This window comes from Pantoea sp. CFSAN033090 (assembly GCF_001264395.1).
In the GTDB taxonomy this organism is placed as follows: Bacteria; Pseudomonadota; Gammaproteobacteria; order Enterobacterales; family Enterobacteriaceae; genus Pantoea; species Pantoea agglomerans.
Genome location: NZ_LGYX01000007.1, coordinates 343,210 through 358,435, shown reverse-complemented (window position 1 = coordinate 358,435; position 15,226 = coordinate 343,210). Strand labels below are relative to the sequence as shown.

Sequence of the window (15,226 nt, the reverse complement as noted above, 5' to 3'; positions counted from 1 at the left end):
ATTTCTTTCAAACCAGTTGTTTACGCTGGTTCGATGGCGGGATGGATAAAGACTCACGATATTTGGCGACGGTACGCCGTGCCACCATGATCCCCTGATCAGATAACATGGAGGTCAGTTTACTGTCGCTCAAGGGTTTGGCTGGATTTTCCGCCGAAATTAATTTTTTCACCAGGGCACGAATCGCGGTAGAGGAGGCTTCACCGCCACCTTCCGTATTAACGTGACTGGAGAAAAAGTACTTCAGTTCAAAAATGCCACGCGGGCTGTGCAGATACTTCTGCGTGGTAACGCGGGAGATGGTCGATTCGTGCATCTCAACGGCCTGGGCGATATCCGCCAGCACCATCGGGCGCATAAATTCTTCACCCTGCTCGAAAAAGGCCTGCTGCTGCTCAACAATACAGCGGGTCACTTTCAGCAGGGTATCATTGCGGCTTTCCAGGCTCTTAATCAGCCAGCGGGCTTCCTGCAGATTACTGCGAATGAACTGGCTGTCGCTGTCGTTCCGCGTCGCGCCGCTCATTGCCGCATAGTGCTGATTGATCTTCAGACGTGGCACGCTATCGGCATTGAGTTCAACCGTCCAGCGGCTGCCGATCTTACGCACCAGCACATCGGGAATGACATATTCTGGTTCGCCGGTGTTGATCGACTGACCCGGACGCGGGTCCAGCGACTGAATCAGCAGCATCGCCTCTTTCAGCACCTCTTCTTTGAGGCGGGTGACCCGCATCAGGCTGCGGAAATCGTGGTTTGCCAGCAGATCGAGATGTTCGCTGACGATTAGACGCGCCTCTGCCAGCATCGGCGTTTCGGGCGCATATTGTGAAAGCTGCACCAGCAGGCAGTCACGCAGGTCGCGCGCGCCAACACCAATCGGGTCAAAGCGCTGGATGCGTTTCAGCACCGCTTCAACTTCATCCGCTTCGAGCTCATCATCGCCGATACTGTCAAGGATCTCCTCAAGCGAAACGGTGAGATACCCGGTGTCATCAATAGCATCGACAATAGAGGTGGCAATGGCGCGATCGGTATCGCTGAACGGCGTCAGTCCGACCTGCCACATCAGATAATCCTGCAGCGACTGGGTTGTTTCGCCCTGATAAACCGGTAACTCATCATCCTGGTAATCGGTGCCGGTGCCGGAAGGCGTACCCGCGGTGTAGATCTCATCCCAGGTCGCATCCAGCGGCAGTTCATCAGGCATCTCTTTCTGCTCAAGCGCTTCGCGTGTATCCAGCGCCTCGGCCTCTGAAGACTCCCGTGAATCGATCTCTTCATGCAGGTCAGTCTGCTCAAGCAGCGGATTACTTTCCAGCGCAAGCTGAAGCTCCTGCTGGAGTTCAAGCGTAGAGAGTTGCAGCAGGCGAATCGCCTGTTGCAATTGCGGAGTCATTGCCAGCTGTTGGCTGAACCTGAGTTGTAAACCTTGCTTCATAGACAGGATGATCGTTCCCAGGTAAACATCGGTATTAACGACACCTTATCAGAGTCTGAACTCTTCACCCAAATAAACCCGCTTAACCTGCTCATCCGCAAGAATTTCATTCGGTGTGCCGTGTGCGATCAGGTGCCCCTGGCTGACGATATAAGCCCGCTCACAGACTGCTAACGTTTCGCGTACGTTATGGTCGGTAATCAGCACACCGAGGCCGCTGTCACGCAGATGCTCAATGATCTTCTTAATGTCGATAACGGAGATGGGGTCAACACCGGCAAAAGGTTCATCCAGCAGGATAAATTTAGGATTAGCCGCCAGCGCCCGCGCAATCTCAACACGACGTCGCTCACCACCCGAAAGTGCCTGGCCCATACTGTCGCGCAGGTGCTCAATGTGAAACTCTTCCATCAGCTCACGGGCACGATCCTGGCGTTGCTCTTCGGTCAGATCGTCACGGATCTGCAAGACCGCCATCAGGTTATCGTAGACGCTGAGGCGACGGAAGATCGATGCCTCCTGCGGCAGATAGCCGATGCCACGACGCGCACGGGCATGCAGCGGCAGGATGCTGATATCTTCATCATCAATAATAATGCGGCCAGCGTCACGCGGCACAATGCCCACCACCATGTAAAAGGTGGTGGTTTTACCGGCACCGTTCGGGCCCAGCAGGCCGACAATCTCGCCGGATTTTACCTGCAGGCTGACATCTTCTACCACGCGACGGCCCTTATATGCCTTCGCCAGGTTTTCTGCGATTAATGTGGCCATAGCTATCAGTTACTCTTCTTTCCGCTGTTGGACGAACCTTTGTCCTGAAGTTGCGACGGCACCAGTACAGTCGTGACGCGCTTGTTCTGACCCTGACTGAAAGCCTGCATTTTCTGCTCTTTCACCAGGTAGGTAATACGATCGCCTTTGATGTTGCTGTCCTGCTGCTCAATGAACGCATTGCCGGTCAGTTCAACGAAATCGTTAGCCAGTTCATAGTGCAGTTTTGCGGCATGACCCTGTACCGGCTTACCGCTGTCCTGCATCTGATAGAAGGTGGCGGGATTACCGTAGGCGTCAACGATGGTTTTCTTGCTGTCGCCGCCCGGACGGGTCACCACGACTTTATCTGCCGTAATTTTAATTGAGCCCTGCGTCACGATGACATTGCCGGTAAAGGTCGCGACATTGCCTTGCAAATCCAGCGCCTGATTCTGCGAGTCAATATTGACGGGCTTGTCCGAGTCACCGGTCAGAGCCAGCGCCGGAACGCTGGTTGCCAGCAGCATGCTGGCCAGTAAAAGCTTCAGGCTATTTTTGTTCATTTTGAATTTCATAAGAGGTTTTGACCTTCTCGATTAACTCGGCGTTTTTTGTCCGTAAATTGCCGCGCATTTTCATGCCGGTGGAGTTAAAACTGCGGCCATACAATGTCACCTGGTCATCAGAGGTAACATCCTGAGTGACAAGATTAATCTGGGCGTTATCGGTTTTGATCCGCTCAAGCTGAGAATCCTGCGTCAGCGTATTCAGCTCAACATGGCCATACAGGTAAAGCATACGATCTTTGGTGAGCTTTGCTTTATCCGCGCGTAACGTCCAGGTAGGGATTTTGTTCTCATCAAAGGTGGTCATGACCGGATTGTCGAACCAGCTCAGTTCATCATCCGAAAAATAGGTCACTTTGTCAGAGACTAGTTTATATGACAGCGCGCCCTGCGGGTTATAAACCACAGTGTGTGAATCAGCACTGGTATAGGTCGGTGACTGAGTGTCCGTGCCGACTGGCGTGCCATCGTCATCCTGGTTAGTAAGATTCCAGCCGATCAAAACCAGTGCAATCAAGGTCAGAATCAGCGTTATCCAACGCCTGCTTTTACTCATACTGATTGCCCTTTGGCATCCTCAAATTTGTTCTGCGCCATTAAGATCAGGTCACATACTTCGCGAACTGCACCGCGTCCACCGGCAATCCGCGTGACATAATGCGCGCGCGGCAACAGGATCGGATGTGCATCCGCCACCGCCACGCTTAATCCCACTTTTGCCATAACCGGCCAGTCGATCAGATCGTCACCGATGTAGGCGACCTGGTCGTCGGAAAGAGACAGTTTATCCAGAAGTTCACGATAGGCCAAAAGCTTATCCGATTGTCCCTGATAAAGATGACGGATGCCGAGCGTTTTGCAGCGATCTTCCATCAGACGGGCATTGCGGCCGGTAATAATAGCCACTTCCACATCGGAGGTCAGCAAACAGCGAACGCCGTAACCGTCCCGCACGTTGAATGCCTTCAGCTCTTCGCCATTATTCCCCATGTAGATCACTCCGTCGGACATCACGCCATCGACATCGCAGATCAGCAGACGAATCCTGCTGGCGCGCGCCATAACGTCAGCGCTGACCGGGCCGTAGCAGGTTTCGATCGGGTGGGTTGCCTGTTGCATTTTCTCTTCCTGTTCAGACTACGCCAGCGCGCAGCATGTCATGCATATGTACCACACCGAGCAGATGGTCGTCATCGGCCACCAGAATCGAGGTAATGTTTTTGGTCTGCATCAGGTTCAGGGCTTCCACCGCCAGCATATTAGGCCGGACGCGGATGCCACCTGGCGTCATCACTTCCCCGATGGTGGCGCGCTGGAAATCGATGCCCATATCAAAGATGCGGCGCAGGTCACCATCGGTAAAGATACCTTCAATTTTCATCAGGTCGTCGACGATCACCGTCAGCCCCAGATTTTTGCGGGTAATCTCCAGCAGCGCATCGCGCAGCGAGGCGTCCCGTGTGACGTGCGGCAGTTCATCGCCACTGTGCATGATATCAGCCACATGCAGCAGCAGTTTACGACCCAGCGCACCGCCAGGATGGGACAAAGCAAAGTCTTCGGCGGTGAAGCCGCGCGCTTCCAGCAGCGAAACCGCCAGCGCGTCACCCATCACCAGCGTGGCCGTGGTGCTGGTGGTCGGTGCCAGACCCAGCGGGCAGGCTTCCTGCGGAACATGGACACACAGATGCACATCGGCAACCCGGCCCATCGCACTGTCAGGCCGTCCGGTCATGCAGATCAGCGTAATGTGCTGACGCTTTAAAACCGGAATCAGCGCGAGGATTTCGTTCGACTCACCGCTGTTGGAGATGGCGATGACCACATCATTTTTGCTCACCATGCCCAGATCGCCATGGCTGGCTTCGGCCGGATGAACAAAAAAAGCGGGCGTGCCGGTACTGGCAAAGGTCGCCGCCATTTTTTTGCCGATATGGCCAGACTTGCCCATGCCCATCACCACCACTTTACCCTGACAGGCGTAGATCAGGGCGCAGGCGCGGGCGAAATCGTCGTTAATATATTGATCGAGTTGTTCCAGACCTTCGCGCTCAATGCGCAGTACGGTTTTCCCCGCCTGCTGGAAATCAAATGCTGTTGGTTGCTGATATGACATAGTGAGTCTGTCCTTGTTAGCCGTCCATGAATGCCGGCTGCATCCACAGCAGCGTCACCCAGACGAAGAAACCACAGAGTAAAAATAAGCCTGCCGTACGGCCAACGCGGCGGCGACGTAGCAGGCAGAGCAGGGCAAACAGCACGCTGACTCCCAGCATCACCCAGTAATCACGGGCGAAGGCGTGATAATCGACACTGCCAGGGTGAATCAGCGCCGGCAGACCCAGCACAATGGCAATATTATAAATGTTGGCGCCGATCAGATTGCCGATCGCGATATCATCTTCGCCTTTCAGCGCACCGGCAATAACCGTTGCCAGCTCGGGCAGGCTGGTGCCCACGGCGATCAGCGTCAGGCCCATCACCAGTTCGCTGACGCCAAAATAGTCGGCAAACGCCGTGGCATTGTCGATCACCATTCGTGTCGACATCGGCAGGATAATCAGCGCGACGGCCAGCCAGAGAAAGGCCACCGTATTTCCGCTCTCTTCGCGTGGCAGCTCGGCCAGCTGCTCGCGGGTCAGGGTGTCGTTGTTATCCCGTTCTGCTTTACGCGCAATGCGAATCACCACCATCAGATAAATCGCGGCAATGGCGATCAGGCCTATTCCATCCAGTCGACTAAGCTGATTGTCAAACAGCATGAAACCGCTGAGCAGGGTAACCAGCAACATTAACGGCAGTTCACGGCGTATCAGATTAGAATGGACGCTGAGCGGGTGCATAAGCGCAGCGGCACCCAGGATGAGTAAAATATTGGTAATATTCGAGCCGAGCGCGGTGCCAACAGCAAGATCCATCTGGCCATGCTGCGCGGCGGAAAAGGAGAGGATCATCTCTGGCAGCGAGGTGCCGATGCTGACAACGGTCATGCCAATAATCAGTGGCGGGATGCCAAATGATCGACACAGTATAGAGGCGCTAAACACCAGACGATCGGCACCATATGCCAGTAAAAGCAAACCGATAATCAGCAGTGCAGAAGCTACGAACATGAAAAATCCTTGCGTAAAAACCCAGGCCGGCAATGCCTTTCCCGACCGGTTTAAGGTTCTGTTTGGCGAGACAGGCGCTGATTTTGACCGTCCGGACGGCAAAAGTAAATTTAATGACCATTTTCGCCAAATCTTAGCGGTAAGTTTCTGTAAAGCTATCGTGAATCAGGACCGAACAGGCTACCATCGTACCCCATGTTTACGCCCGATCCTTACAAGAGGTTATAATGATCCAGCAGCAATCGAATCTGGTTGAGGTTCGTGGCGTGAGTTTTTCGCGCGGAGATCGCACCATCTTCGATGACATTTCGCTGACCGTGCCAAAAGGCAAAGTGACGGCGATAATGGGGCCGTCGGGGATAGGAAAAACCACGCTGCTACGCTTGATTGGGGGGCAACTTCAGCCGACCAGCGGTGAAATCTTTTTCCGTGGTGAAAACATTCCGTCACTGTCTCGCACTAAATTGTACGAAGCGCGCAAAAAAATGAGCATGCTGTTCCAGTCTGGCGCGCTGTTTACTGACCTGACGGTCTATGAAAATGTTGCCTGGCCGCTGCGTGAACATACCCGTCTGCCTCCTCCGCTGCTGCACAGCACAGTGCTGATGAAGCTGGAAGCGGTGGGTCTGCGTGGCGCGGCCCAGCTGAAGCCCGCGGAGCTGTCGGGCGGAATGGCGCGTCGTGTGGCACTGGCGCGCGCTATCGCGCTGGAGCCGGAACTGATCATGTTTGATGAGCCTTTCGTCGGTCAGGATCCGATCACGATGGGTGTGCTGGTAAAACTCATTGATGAACTGAACCATGCTCTGGGACTGACCTGTATTGTGGTCTCGCACGACGTACCGGAAGTACTGAGTATTGCGGACTATGCCTATATCGTGGCCGGACAAAAAATTATCGCACACGGCACCACGCCGGAGTTGCGAGCGAACAATGACCCGCGCGTTCGCCAGTTTATTGATGGCGATGCGGATGGTCCGGTTCCCTTCCGTTTTCCTGCCGGCGACTATCTCGCTGATTTAACCGGCTCAGGGAGTAACTAAACTGATGGTGTTGAAGGCGCTGGCGACATTTGGACGTCAGGGAATTGAAACGTGCGCCAGTTTTGGACGCGCAGGACTCATGCTCTTTCATGCGCTGGTGGGCAAGCCAGCGTTCCGCAGACACACGCCGCTACTGATTAAACAACTTTATAGCGTCGGCGTGCTGTCGCTGCTGATCATCGTGGTTTCCGGTCTGTTTATCGGCATGGTGCTTGGCCTTCAGGGTTATCTGGTCTTAAACACCTATGGCGCGGAAACCAGCCTCGGTATGCTGGTGGCGCTGTCATTGCTGCGCGAACTGGGGCCGGTTGTGACCGCGCTGCTGTTCGCCGGACGGGCAGGGTCTGCGCTGACCGCCGAAATCGGCCTGATGAAGGCCACCGAACAGCTCTCCAGTATGGAGATGATGGCGGTTGACCCGTTGCGCCGGGTGGTCTCGCCGCGCTTCTGGGCCGGTTTTATCAGTATGCCGTTACTGACGCTGATTTTTACCGCGGTAGGGATTGCCGGTGGGGCGCTGGTCGGGGTGAGCTGGAAAGGGATTGATCCCGGTTTCTTCTGGTCGGCGATGCAGAATGCCGTCGATTTTCGTGCCGATGTGGTTAACTGCCTGATTAAAAGTGCGGTATTTGCCATTACCGTGACGTGGATTGCGCTGTTTAACGGCTATGATGCGATTCCAACCTCTGAAGGGATCAGTCGCGCGACGACGCGCACTGTGGTGCACGCGTCACTGGCGGTGCTCGGATTGGATTTTGTGCTGACAGCACTGATGTTTGGGAATTGATGCAATGCAAAGCAAAAAAAGCGAAATATGGGTTGGCATATTTATGATTATGGCGTTGCTGGCGGCGCTGTTTCTCGCGCTGCGCGTCGCCGATTTAAAGTCAATGGGCACCGAGCCGACGTGGAAGCTCTACGCCACCTTTGACAATATTGGTGGTCTCAAAGCCAGTTCACCGGTCAAGATTGGTGGGGTGGTGATTGGCCGGGTGACCGATATTGAGTTAGAGCCGAAAACGCTGCTGCCGCGTGTCACCATGGACATCAGCGATCAGTATGCGAATAAAATTTCAGACACCAGCTCGCTGGCGGTTCGCACTCAGGGACTGCTGGGTGAGCAATTCCTGGCACTCAACTTAGGATTTGACGATCCTGAACTGGGTTCAGCGATGCTGAAAGATGGCGATACGCTGCGCGATACGAAATCCGCCATGGTGCTCGAAGACCTGATCGGTCAGTTCCTTTATAAGAGCGGCGATAATAAACAAAACAGTGAAAACAAGGATGCGCAGGAAGGCGACAGTGCTGCGCCTGCGGCACCGGCTCAACCTTAAAGAAGAGGGTATACCATGTTTAAACGTTTACTGATGATTGCCATGCTGGTGGTTGCGGTACCGCTGACGGCAACCGCAGCCGATCAGAGCAACCCCTACAAACTGATGAATGAAGCGGCGCAAAAGACGTTCACCCGTCTGAAAAACGAGCAGCCGAAAATCAAGCAGGACCCTAACTACCTGCGTCAGATTGTGCGTCAGGAGCTGCTGCCCTATGTGCAGATCAAATATGCGGGCGCGTTAGTGCTGGGCCGCTACTATCGTGATTCGACGCCCGCTCAGCGTGAAGCCTACTTCAGCGCCTTTGGTGACTATCTGGCGCAGGCTTATGGTCAGGCACTGGCACTGTACAACGGACAGAGCTACCAGATTCAGCCTGAGCAGCCGTTAGGCGATGCCCAGATTGTCGCTATTCGCGTTTCCATTATCGATCCAAATGGCCGTCCACCGGTTCGCCTCGACTTCCAGTGGCGTAAAAACAGCCAGAGCGGTAACTGGCAGGCGTATGACATGATCGCTGAAGGCGTCAGCATGATCACCACCAAACAAAATGAGTGGAGCGATCTGTTACGTACCAAAGGTATCGATGGTCTGACGGCGCAGCTGAAATCTTCTGCGGCACAGCCAATCACGCTGGATAAACAACAATAATGCACGAATCGTTACGCTGGGAGCGGGAAGCCAGCACGCTATTACTGAAAGGCGAACTGGATCGCGACACGCTGATGAGCCTGTGGCAGCAACGTGAAACGCTGATTAAAGATGTCGATACCATCGACGTCGCGGCGCTGGAGCGTGTGGACTCTTCCGGGCTTGCCCTGCTGGTGCATCTGCGGGAAATCGCGCGGGCACAGGGTATTACCCCTCGCTTTACGGGCATCAGCGACAAACTGCATTCGCTGATAACGCTTTACAATCTGCAACAGATTATTGTTTCTGCGGATAAAAGCGCCTGATATCCGGTTGTTATGCTAAGCCCCTGTTTTCAACAGGGGCTTTTGCGTATTTAAGAGTCAGCCGCTTTCCTCTACTATGTCAGCCTTATTATTATTAAGTGAAGTTAAGCCCAATGGAAAACAGTGAAATTCAGGCCGTGCTGATGGCAGCATTGCCTTTAGACGAAGTGCATGTGATGAGCAATGATGGCAGCCATTTTCAGGTGATCGCCGTAGGCGAACTGTTTGGCGAACTGAGCCGCGTGAAAAAGCAGCAGGCTGTCTACGCGCCGCTGATGGAATTTATCGCGGATAACCGCATTCATGCTGTCTCTATCAAAACCTATACTCCCGCTGAATGGGCGCGTGACCGTAAACTCAACGGTTTCTGATCCCCAGCGTGGTGAACTCGTCGCTGGCGAGTCCAATCTTTAGCTAGTTAATTGAGAGCCGTGTTAATGGACAAATTTCGTGTGCAAGGCCCCACCCGCTTAAGTGGTGAAGTAACCATTTCCGGGGCAAAGAACGCCGCGCTTCCTATTCTGTTTGCTGCGCTGCTGGCTGAAGAGCCGGTCGAGATCCAGAATGTGCCAAAGCTGCGCGACATTGATACCACCATGAAGCTGCTGAGCCAGCTGGGTGCGAAGGTGGAACGCAACGGTTCTGTGCATGTCGATGCCAGCGCGGTAGATGTATTTTGTGCGCCTTACGATCTGGTCAAAACTATGCGTGCCTCAATCTGGGCGCTGGGCCCCCTGGTGGCGCGTTTTGGTCAGGGTCAGGTTTCCCTGCCGGGTGGCTGCGCTATCGGCGCGCGTCCGGTTGATCTGCACATCACCGGTCTTGAACAGCTGGGTGCCGAGATCAAACTGGAAGAGGGCTACGTGAAAGCGTCAGTCAATGGCCGCCTGAAGGGCGCACTGATTGTCATGGACAAAATCAGCGTCGGCGCGACCGTGACCATCATGAGTGCTGCGACGCTGGCGACCGGTACCACCGTGATTGAGAATGCGGCGCGTGAGCCGGAAATTGTCGATACCGCCAACTTCCTTAACACCCTGGGCGCCAGAATCAGTGGTGCAGGCAGCGATAAAATCACCATCGAAGGCGTAGAGCGTCTGGGTGGCGGTGTTTATCGTGTCCTGCCGGATCGTATCGAAACCGGTACCTTCCTGGTGGCTGCGGCCATTTCGGGTGGCAAAGTGATGTGTCACAAAACCCAGCCGGATACGCTGGATGCTGTGCTGGCCAAGCTGCGTGATGCGGGTGCCGATATCGAAACCGGTGAAGACTGGATCAGTCTGGATATGCACGGCAAGCGGCCAAAAGCGGTCAACGTGCGCACTGCACCGCATCCAGGTTTCCCGACCGATATGCAGGCGCAGTTCACACTGCTAAACATGGTTGCGGAAGGCACGGGCGTGATTACCGAAACCATCTTCGAAAACCGTTTCATGCATATCCCGGAACTGATTCGTATGGGCGGACATGCTGAGATTGAGAGCAACACGGCGATCTGTCATGGGGTTGAAACCCTGTCAGGTGCGCAGGTGATGGCGACCGATTTGCGTGCGTCTGCCAGCCTGGTTCTGGCCGGTTGTATTGCGGAAGGAACGACGTTTGTTGATCGCATTTATCACATCGATCGTGGCTATGAGCACATCGAAGATAAGCTGAAAGCCATGGGCGCAAACATCGAGCGCGTCAGCGAAGAGTAATCCCGCAGATGCTCTGAAAGAGCCAGCCCCCTTTGGGGGCTGGTTTTTTTTCGCCTGAGGATCGCCTGAGTTTTCAGGCGGTATCGGAATGATCGACAGGCGCCCGGATACGTTTTCTGCGATCCAGCAGGCAGTGGGTCTCGGGATCGTAATAGCGGCTGGGCCAGATCTCACAAGGATGAACCTTGATCGCGTCAGCGATCAACCATTCGCCTTTGGGCCATGGACGCGTGAGCGCATTAGCCAGCGTTGATGAACTGAGACCTGCTGCGCGTGACAGCGCCGCGAGTGTCATTCCACGCTTATGCAGCGCCGCGATAATGTCAGCCGGGTGCCAGTCTTCCATCCTTTTTTGCATATCCTGTTCTCCTTTTCCCTGTCATTGCGTCGTCCAGCAGGACGTGAGCTTTCCTTTTTACCCTTATCTGGAAAGATTGGTGTTTTTATAGCAAATAGTTCCCATTAGTTTCCAGTAATATTTGGATCCAGCATCTGATCTGTGGGGTGGCATGCAAAAGGAGTGCAACAGCTAAGAGATAACAAAAAGAAGTGAGAGCAGGGACGTAAAAACGGAGCCTGTCAGGCTCCGTGAGGGATCAGAAATCGCGCTGAACTGACATGTGCGCCAGCGACTCCAGCGCACTGCGCCACGGCGATTCGGGCAGAATGCGCAAGGCGTCAATGGCTTTATCCGCTTCCTGTTCGGCGCGGCTGCGCGTCCATTCGAGTGAACCACACTGATTCATCGCTTCCAGTACCGGTTCCAGCAGATGGCGGCCATTTCCCTGCTCAATGGCTTCACGGATCATCTTCGCCTGCTCAGGTGAGCCGTGCTGCATAGCATGCAGCAGTGGCAGCGTGGGTTTGCCTTCACTCAGATCGTCGCCGGTATTTTTGCCCAGCGTCTCGCCGTCAGCACTGTAATCCAGTAAGTCGTCAATTAACTGGAAAGCGGTGCCCAGATAGCGCCCATAATCCTGTAGCGCTTTTTCCTCTTCAGGTGTGGCTTCAGCCAGTATCGCCGAGGCCTGCGAGGCCGCTTCAAACAGACGCGCGGTCTTGCTGTAAATCACGCGCATGTAACTCTCTTCGGTGATGTCGGGATCGTTGACGTTCATCAGCTGCAGGACTTCGCCCTCAGCAATCACGTTTACCGCTTCTGACATCAGCGCCAGGATACGCAGCGAACCCATGCTGGTCATCATCTGGAAGGCGCGGGTGTAAATAAAATCACCGACCAGCACGCTTGCCGCATTGCCAAACGCCGCGTTCGCGGTCGCTTTGCCACGACGCATATCGGATTCATCCACGACATCGTCATGCAGCAGCGTGGCGGTGTGGATAAATTCGATCAGCGCCGCATTGGTCACGTGCAGATCGCCCTTGTAGCCCATGGCACGTGCGGATAGCACGGCAATCATGGGACGGATACGCTTGCCCCCACCACTGATGATGTAGTAGCCCAACTGGTTGATGAGCGAGACATCTGAATTCAGCTGGTCGAGGATGGTCTGGTTAACGGCAGCCATATCCTGTGCGGTTAATTCATTAATCTGTTCTAAGTTCATTCGTCTTTTCAGCTATGACTCGTTATCTCTGCCATGGTAAGTGCTTTTACCCAGCCAGCGTTCAGGTAATCTGTTACTGATTGTACTTGAATTTTCTGCCTGAGAAACGGTTGCATTCAGCCTGTGTTTTTTTTCTGCAAGAGTGTGCAAAGTGCTCTTGTCTTCTTCTGGAGTTTTGCGTAGAATTCGCGCCCTATTGTGAATATTTAGCGCGCCGCCTGATGAACTAAAAGGCAAGCGCAGAAGCGGAGTTTTATATGTACGCGGTTTTCCAAAGTGGTGGTAAACAACACCGAGTAAGCGAAGGTCAGACCGTTCGCCTGGAAAAGCTGGACATCGCAACCGGTGAAACGATTGAGTTTGACCAGGTTCTGATGATTGCTAATGGCGAAGACGTGAAAATCGGCGCGCCACTGGTTTCAGGCGGAATGATCAAGGCAGAAGTTGTTGCTCACGGTCGTGGCGAGAAAATTAAGATCGTTAAGTTTCGTCGTCGTAAGCACTACCGTAAGCAAGCAGGCCATCGCCAGTGGTTCACTGATGTGAAAATCACTGGTATCACGGCATAAGAGGAGATCTGACAAATGGCACATAAAAAGGCTGGTGGTTCGACTCGAAATGGTCGTGACTCCAATGCAAAACGTCTGGGTGTAAAACGTTTCGGTGGCGAATCTGTTCTGGCAGGTAGCATCATCGTTCGTCAGCGTGGCACCAAATTCCACGCCGGTACCAATGTAGGTTGTGGTCGTGACCACACCCTGTTTGCTACCGCAGACGGTAAAGTACAGTTCGAAGTTAAAGGTCCGAACAACCGTAAATACATCAGCATCGTTGCTGAGTAAGGTTGTCGTGACGCAGACGTTTAACGTCTGAACGCACGAATTGAAGGCCCCGCAGCTCCTGCGGGGCTTTTTACATTCTGCGGTCTGTTGCGGTAAAAGCGACGCATCACAAAAGTTTGCTGTACACTTTATGTACGCACTGGCGAAAGCCAATCCTGATTTATCCGCCGCTGGTCAGCGCAGAAGACCCTGGCGGACCCGTCTGCAGAGTGCTGCAGGCGATTGTGTGACGGAGATAGAAAATGAAGTTTGTAGATGAAGCGACAATTTTGGTCGTCGCCGGTGATGGCGGTAATGGTTGCGTAAGCTTCCGCCGCGAAAAATATATCCCGAGAGGCGGCCCTGATGGGGGTGATGGCGGTGACGGCGGTGACGTTTATCTGATCGCTGATGAAAACCTCAACACCCTTATCGATTATCGTTTCGAAAAATCTTTCCGCGCCGAGCGTGGGCAGAACGGCCAGAGCCGCGACTGTACTGGCAAACGCGGTAAAGATATCGAAGTTAAAGTGCCGGTCGGCACCCGGGTTATCGATCAGGGTACCGGCGAGACACTGGGCGACATGACGCGTCACGGCCAGAAACTGATGGTCGGCAAAGGCGGCTGGCATGGCCTGGGTAACACCCGCTTTAAATCATCTGTAAACCGCAGTCCGCGCCAGAAAACCATGGGTACCCCAGGTGAAAAGCGCGATCTGCAGCTGGAGCTGATGCTGCTGGCAGATGTCGGGATGCTGGGCTTACCGAATGCCGGTAAATCGACCTTTATCCGTGCCGTATCGGCAGCGAAGCCAAAAGTGGCGGACTATCCGTTTACCACGCTGGTGCCGAGCCTGGGCGTGGTTCGTATGGACAGCGAGCAGAGCTTCGTCGTGGCCGATATCCCTGGCCTGATTGAAGGCGCAGCCGATGGCGCAGGCCTCGGCATTCGCTTCCTGAAGCACCTTGAGCGCTGCCGCGTGTTGCTGCACCTGATCGACATCGACCCCATTGATGAAAGCGATCCGGTTGAAAATGCCCGCATCATTCTCGGCGAGCTGGAAAAGTACAGCGAGAAGCTGTTCAACAAGCCACGCTGGCTGGTCTTCAACAAAATTGATCTGATCAGTGAAGAAGAGGCGCAGTCACGGGCTAAAGCGGTGGCTGAAGCACTGGGCTGGGAAGATAAGTATTACCTGATTTCTGCCGCAAGCCGTACCGGTGTCAACGAACTCTGCTGGGACGTGATGAGCTTCATCAACGCTAACCCGAAAGAAGCGGAGCTTGAAGAGAAGCAGCCGGAGAAAGTGGAGTTCATGTGGGACGATTACCACAAAGAAACCATTGAAAACACGGTTGAAGTGGAAGATGAAGAGTGGGATGACGACTGGGATGATGAAGACGACGAAGGCGTTGAAATTATCTATCAGCGTTAACCGATCGCCTGCTACAGCGTGATATGCAATGCCCCCTTTCAGGCCTGAAAGGGGGCATTGTTCTTTCTGCAGCTAGCTCATCACCGCCACACTCAGTCGCGCACTGCAGCACAGCTGATCCCGACCGTTCCGAATCTCAATCTGCCAGCTCTGACTGCGTTTACCCAGATGCAGTGGACGGCAAATTCCCCGCACCAGACCGGCAGAAACCGCACGATGATGGCTGGCATTCACTTCTACGCCAACCACGCTGCTGCCTTCCTCAACCGCCAGATATCCGGCAATTGAGCCCATCGACTCCGCCAGCACCACGGACGCACCGCCATGCAGCAGCCCGAACGGCTGTTGCGTACGGGCATCGACCGGCATCGTCGCTTCCAGATAATCATCACCTATCAGGGTAAAAACGATACCCAGATGGGCCACCAGAGAGTTCTCACCCAGCGCATTCAGGGCGGGAAGATCAATGGATCGCTTCCAGATCGCTGTCAT

The 15,226-nt window shown here is 54.2% G+C and carries 21 protein-coding genes; 11 read left to right on the top strand and 10 right to left on the bottom strand.

The window, feature by feature from the left end; translation table 11 throughout:
• Positions 1-7 precede the first annotated feature (7 nt).
• Genes rpoN through AFL22_RS08430 form a run of 7 tightly spaced genes read right to left on the bottom strand, consistent with a single transcriptional unit; the run spans position 8 to position 5,876 of the window.
• Positions 8-1,441 carry an RNA polymerase factor sigma-54 gene (gene rpoN, locus AFL22_RS08460; protein ID WP_010251911.1) on the bottom strand — a complete coding sequence of 478 codons (1,434 nt, stop codon included), beginning with the start codon at positions 1,439-1,441 and terminating at the stop codon, positions 8-10.
• Positions 1,442-1,489: 48 nt separating this feature from the next.
• Positions 1,490-2,215: an LPS export ABC transporter ATP-binding protein gene (gene lptB / locus AFL22_RS08455; RefSeq protein WP_003851107.1), complete on the bottom strand. Its 726-nt coding sequence runs from the start codon at positions 2,213-2,215 to the stop codon at positions 1,490-1,492.
• Positions 2,216-2,220: 5 nt separating this feature from the next.
• A complete protein-coding gene (gene lptA / locus AFL22_RS08450; protein ID WP_010672013.1) occupies positions 2,221-2,772 on the bottom strand; it encodes a lipopolysaccharide ABC transporter substrate-binding protein LptA in 552 nt (183 codons plus the stop codon).
• A complete protein-coding gene (gene lptC, locus AFL22_RS08445) occupies positions 2,747-3,319 on the bottom strand; it encodes an LPS export ABC transporter periplasmic protein LptC (RefSeq protein WP_031592009.1) in 573 nt (190 codons plus the stop codon). Before lptC ends, lptA begins: the two co-directional genes overlap by 26 nt.
• Positions 3,316-3,882, bottom strand: coding sequence for a 3-deoxy-manno-octulosonate-8-phosphatase KdsC (kdsC, locus tag AFL22_RS08440; protein WP_010251905.1), 567 nt, complete (start codon positions 3,880-3,882; stop codon positions 3,316-3,318). The genes lptC and kdsC overlap by 4 nt, the downstream gene beginning before the upstream one ends.
• A gap of 13 nt (positions 3,883-3,895) precedes the next feature.
• On the bottom strand, positions 3,896-4,879 hold the full coding sequence (kdsD, locus tag AFL22_RS08435) for an arabinose-5-phosphate isomerase KdsD (RefSeq protein ID WP_010251903.1): 984 nt from the start codon (positions 4,877-4,879) through the stop codon (positions 3,896-3,898).
• A 16-nt stretch (positions 4,880-4,895) separates the two neighbouring features.
• The gene (locus AFL22_RS08430; protein WP_010251901.1) at positions 4,896-5,876 is read right to left on the bottom strand and encodes a calcium/sodium antiporter; all 981 of its coding nucleotides are present in this window, start codon (positions 5,874-5,876) and stop codon (positions 4,896-4,898) included.
• On the opposite strand from AFL22_RS08430, the gene AFL22_RS23995 reads away from it, so the two are divergent.
• The 8 genes from AFL22_RS23995 (at position 5,875) to murA (ending at position 10,909) form a co-directional block, all read left to right on the top strand.
• Positions 5,875-6,132, top strand: a complete 258-nt coding sequence (locus tag AFL22_RS23995; RefSeq protein ID WP_124889623.1) for a hypothetical protein — start codon at positions 5,875-5,877, stop codon at positions 6,130-6,132. The two genes, AFL22_RS08430 and AFL22_RS23995, sit on opposite strands and share 2 nt — an antisense overlap.
• Entirely contained in the window at positions 6,104-6,919 is an 816-nt protein-coding gene (mlaF, locus tag AFL22_RS08425) for a phospholipid ABC transporter ATP-binding protein MlaF (RefSeq protein ID WP_010251897.1), read from the top strand. Before AFL22_RS23995 ends, mlaF begins: the two co-directional genes overlap by 29 nt.
• Positions 6,920-6,923: 4 nt before the next feature.
• Positions 6,924-7,706 carry a lipid asymmetry maintenance ABC transporter permease subunit MlaE gene (mlaE, locus tag AFL22_RS08420; RefSeq protein WP_010251894.1) on the top strand — a complete coding sequence of 261 codons (783 nt, stop codon included), beginning with the start codon at positions 6,924-6,926 and terminating at the stop codon, positions 7,704-7,706.
• A 4-nt stretch (positions 7,707-7,710) separates the two neighbouring features.
• Positions 7,711-8,256, top strand: coding sequence for an outer membrane lipid asymmetry maintenance protein MlaD (mlaD, locus tag AFL22_RS08415; protein ID WP_010251890.1), 546 nt, complete (start codon positions 7,711-7,713; stop codon positions 8,254-8,256).
• A 15-nt stretch (positions 8,257-8,271) separates the two neighbouring features.
• A complete protein-coding gene (gene mlaC, locus AFL22_RS08410; RefSeq protein ID WP_010251887.1) occupies positions 8,272-8,907 on the top strand; it encodes a phospholipid-binding protein MlaC in 636 nt (211 codons plus the stop codon).
• Positions 8,907-9,212, top strand: coding sequence for a lipid asymmetry maintenance protein MlaB (mlaB, locus tag AFL22_RS08405; protein ID WP_010251883.1), 306 nt, complete (start codon positions 8,907-8,909; stop codon positions 9,210-9,212). Before mlaC ends, mlaB begins: the two co-directional genes overlap by 1 nt.
• Before the next feature lie 113 nt (positions 9,213-9,325).
• On the top strand, positions 9,326-9,583 hold the full coding sequence (gene ibaG / locus AFL22_RS08400; RefSeq protein WP_010251880.1) for a BolA family iron metabolism protein IbaG: 258 nt from the start codon (positions 9,326-9,328) through the stop codon (positions 9,581-9,583).
• 66 nt (positions 9,584-9,649) lie between these two features.
• Complete coding sequence (murA, locus tag AFL22_RS08395) at positions 9,650-10,909, top strand: UDP-N-acetylglucosamine 1-carboxyvinyltransferase (protein WP_010251868.1); 1,260 nt, start codon at positions 9,650-9,652, stop codon at positions 10,907-10,909.
• Between the two features lie 73 nt (positions 10,910-10,982).
• Here murA and AFL22_RS08390 read toward each other — a convergent pair whose 3' ends face one another.
• Complete coding sequence (locus tag AFL22_RS08390; RefSeq protein WP_022625265.1) at positions 10,983-11,267, bottom strand: helix-turn-helix transcriptional regulator; 285 nt, start codon at positions 11,265-11,267, stop codon at positions 10,983-10,985.
• A 238-nt stretch (positions 11,268-11,505) separates the two neighbouring features.
• Positions 11,506-12,477, bottom strand: a complete 972-nt coding sequence (gene ispB, locus AFL22_RS08385) for an octaprenyl diphosphate synthase (RefSeq protein WP_031592018.1) — start codon at positions 12,475-12,477, stop codon at positions 11,506-11,508.
• A 257-nt stretch (positions 12,478-12,734) separates the two neighbouring features.
• Here ispB and rplU point away from each other — a divergent pair, with 257 nt between their 5' ends.
• From rplU to cgtA, 3 genes are all read left to right on the top strand, one after another.
• The gene (gene rplU / locus AFL22_RS08380; protein WP_008925416.1) at positions 12,735-13,046 is read left to right on the top strand and encodes a 50S ribosomal protein L21; all 312 of its coding nucleotides are present in this window, start codon (positions 12,735-12,737) and stop codon (positions 13,044-13,046) included.
• Between the two features lie 15 nt (positions 13,047-13,061).
• Positions 13,062-13,319 carry a 50S ribosomal protein L27 gene (gene rpmA, locus AFL22_RS08375; protein WP_003851093.1) on the top strand — a complete coding sequence of 86 codons (258 nt, stop codon included), beginning with the start codon at positions 13,062-13,064 and terminating at the stop codon, positions 13,317-13,319.
• A gap of 242 nt (positions 13,320-13,561) precedes the next feature.
• A complete protein-coding gene (cgtA, locus tag AFL22_RS08370) occupies positions 13,562-14,734 on the top strand; it encodes an Obg family GTPase CgtA (RefSeq protein ID WP_003851092.1) in 1,173 nt (390 codons plus the stop codon).
• Between the two features lie 72 nt (positions 14,735-14,806).
• On the opposite strand, the gene AFL22_RS08365 is transcribed toward cgtA, so the two are convergent.
• The gene (locus AFL22_RS08365) at positions 14,807-15,226 is read right to left on the bottom strand and encodes a hotdog fold thioesterase (RefSeq protein WP_029519501.1); all 420 of its coding nucleotides are present in this window, start codon (positions 15,224-15,226) and stop codon (positions 14,807-14,809) included.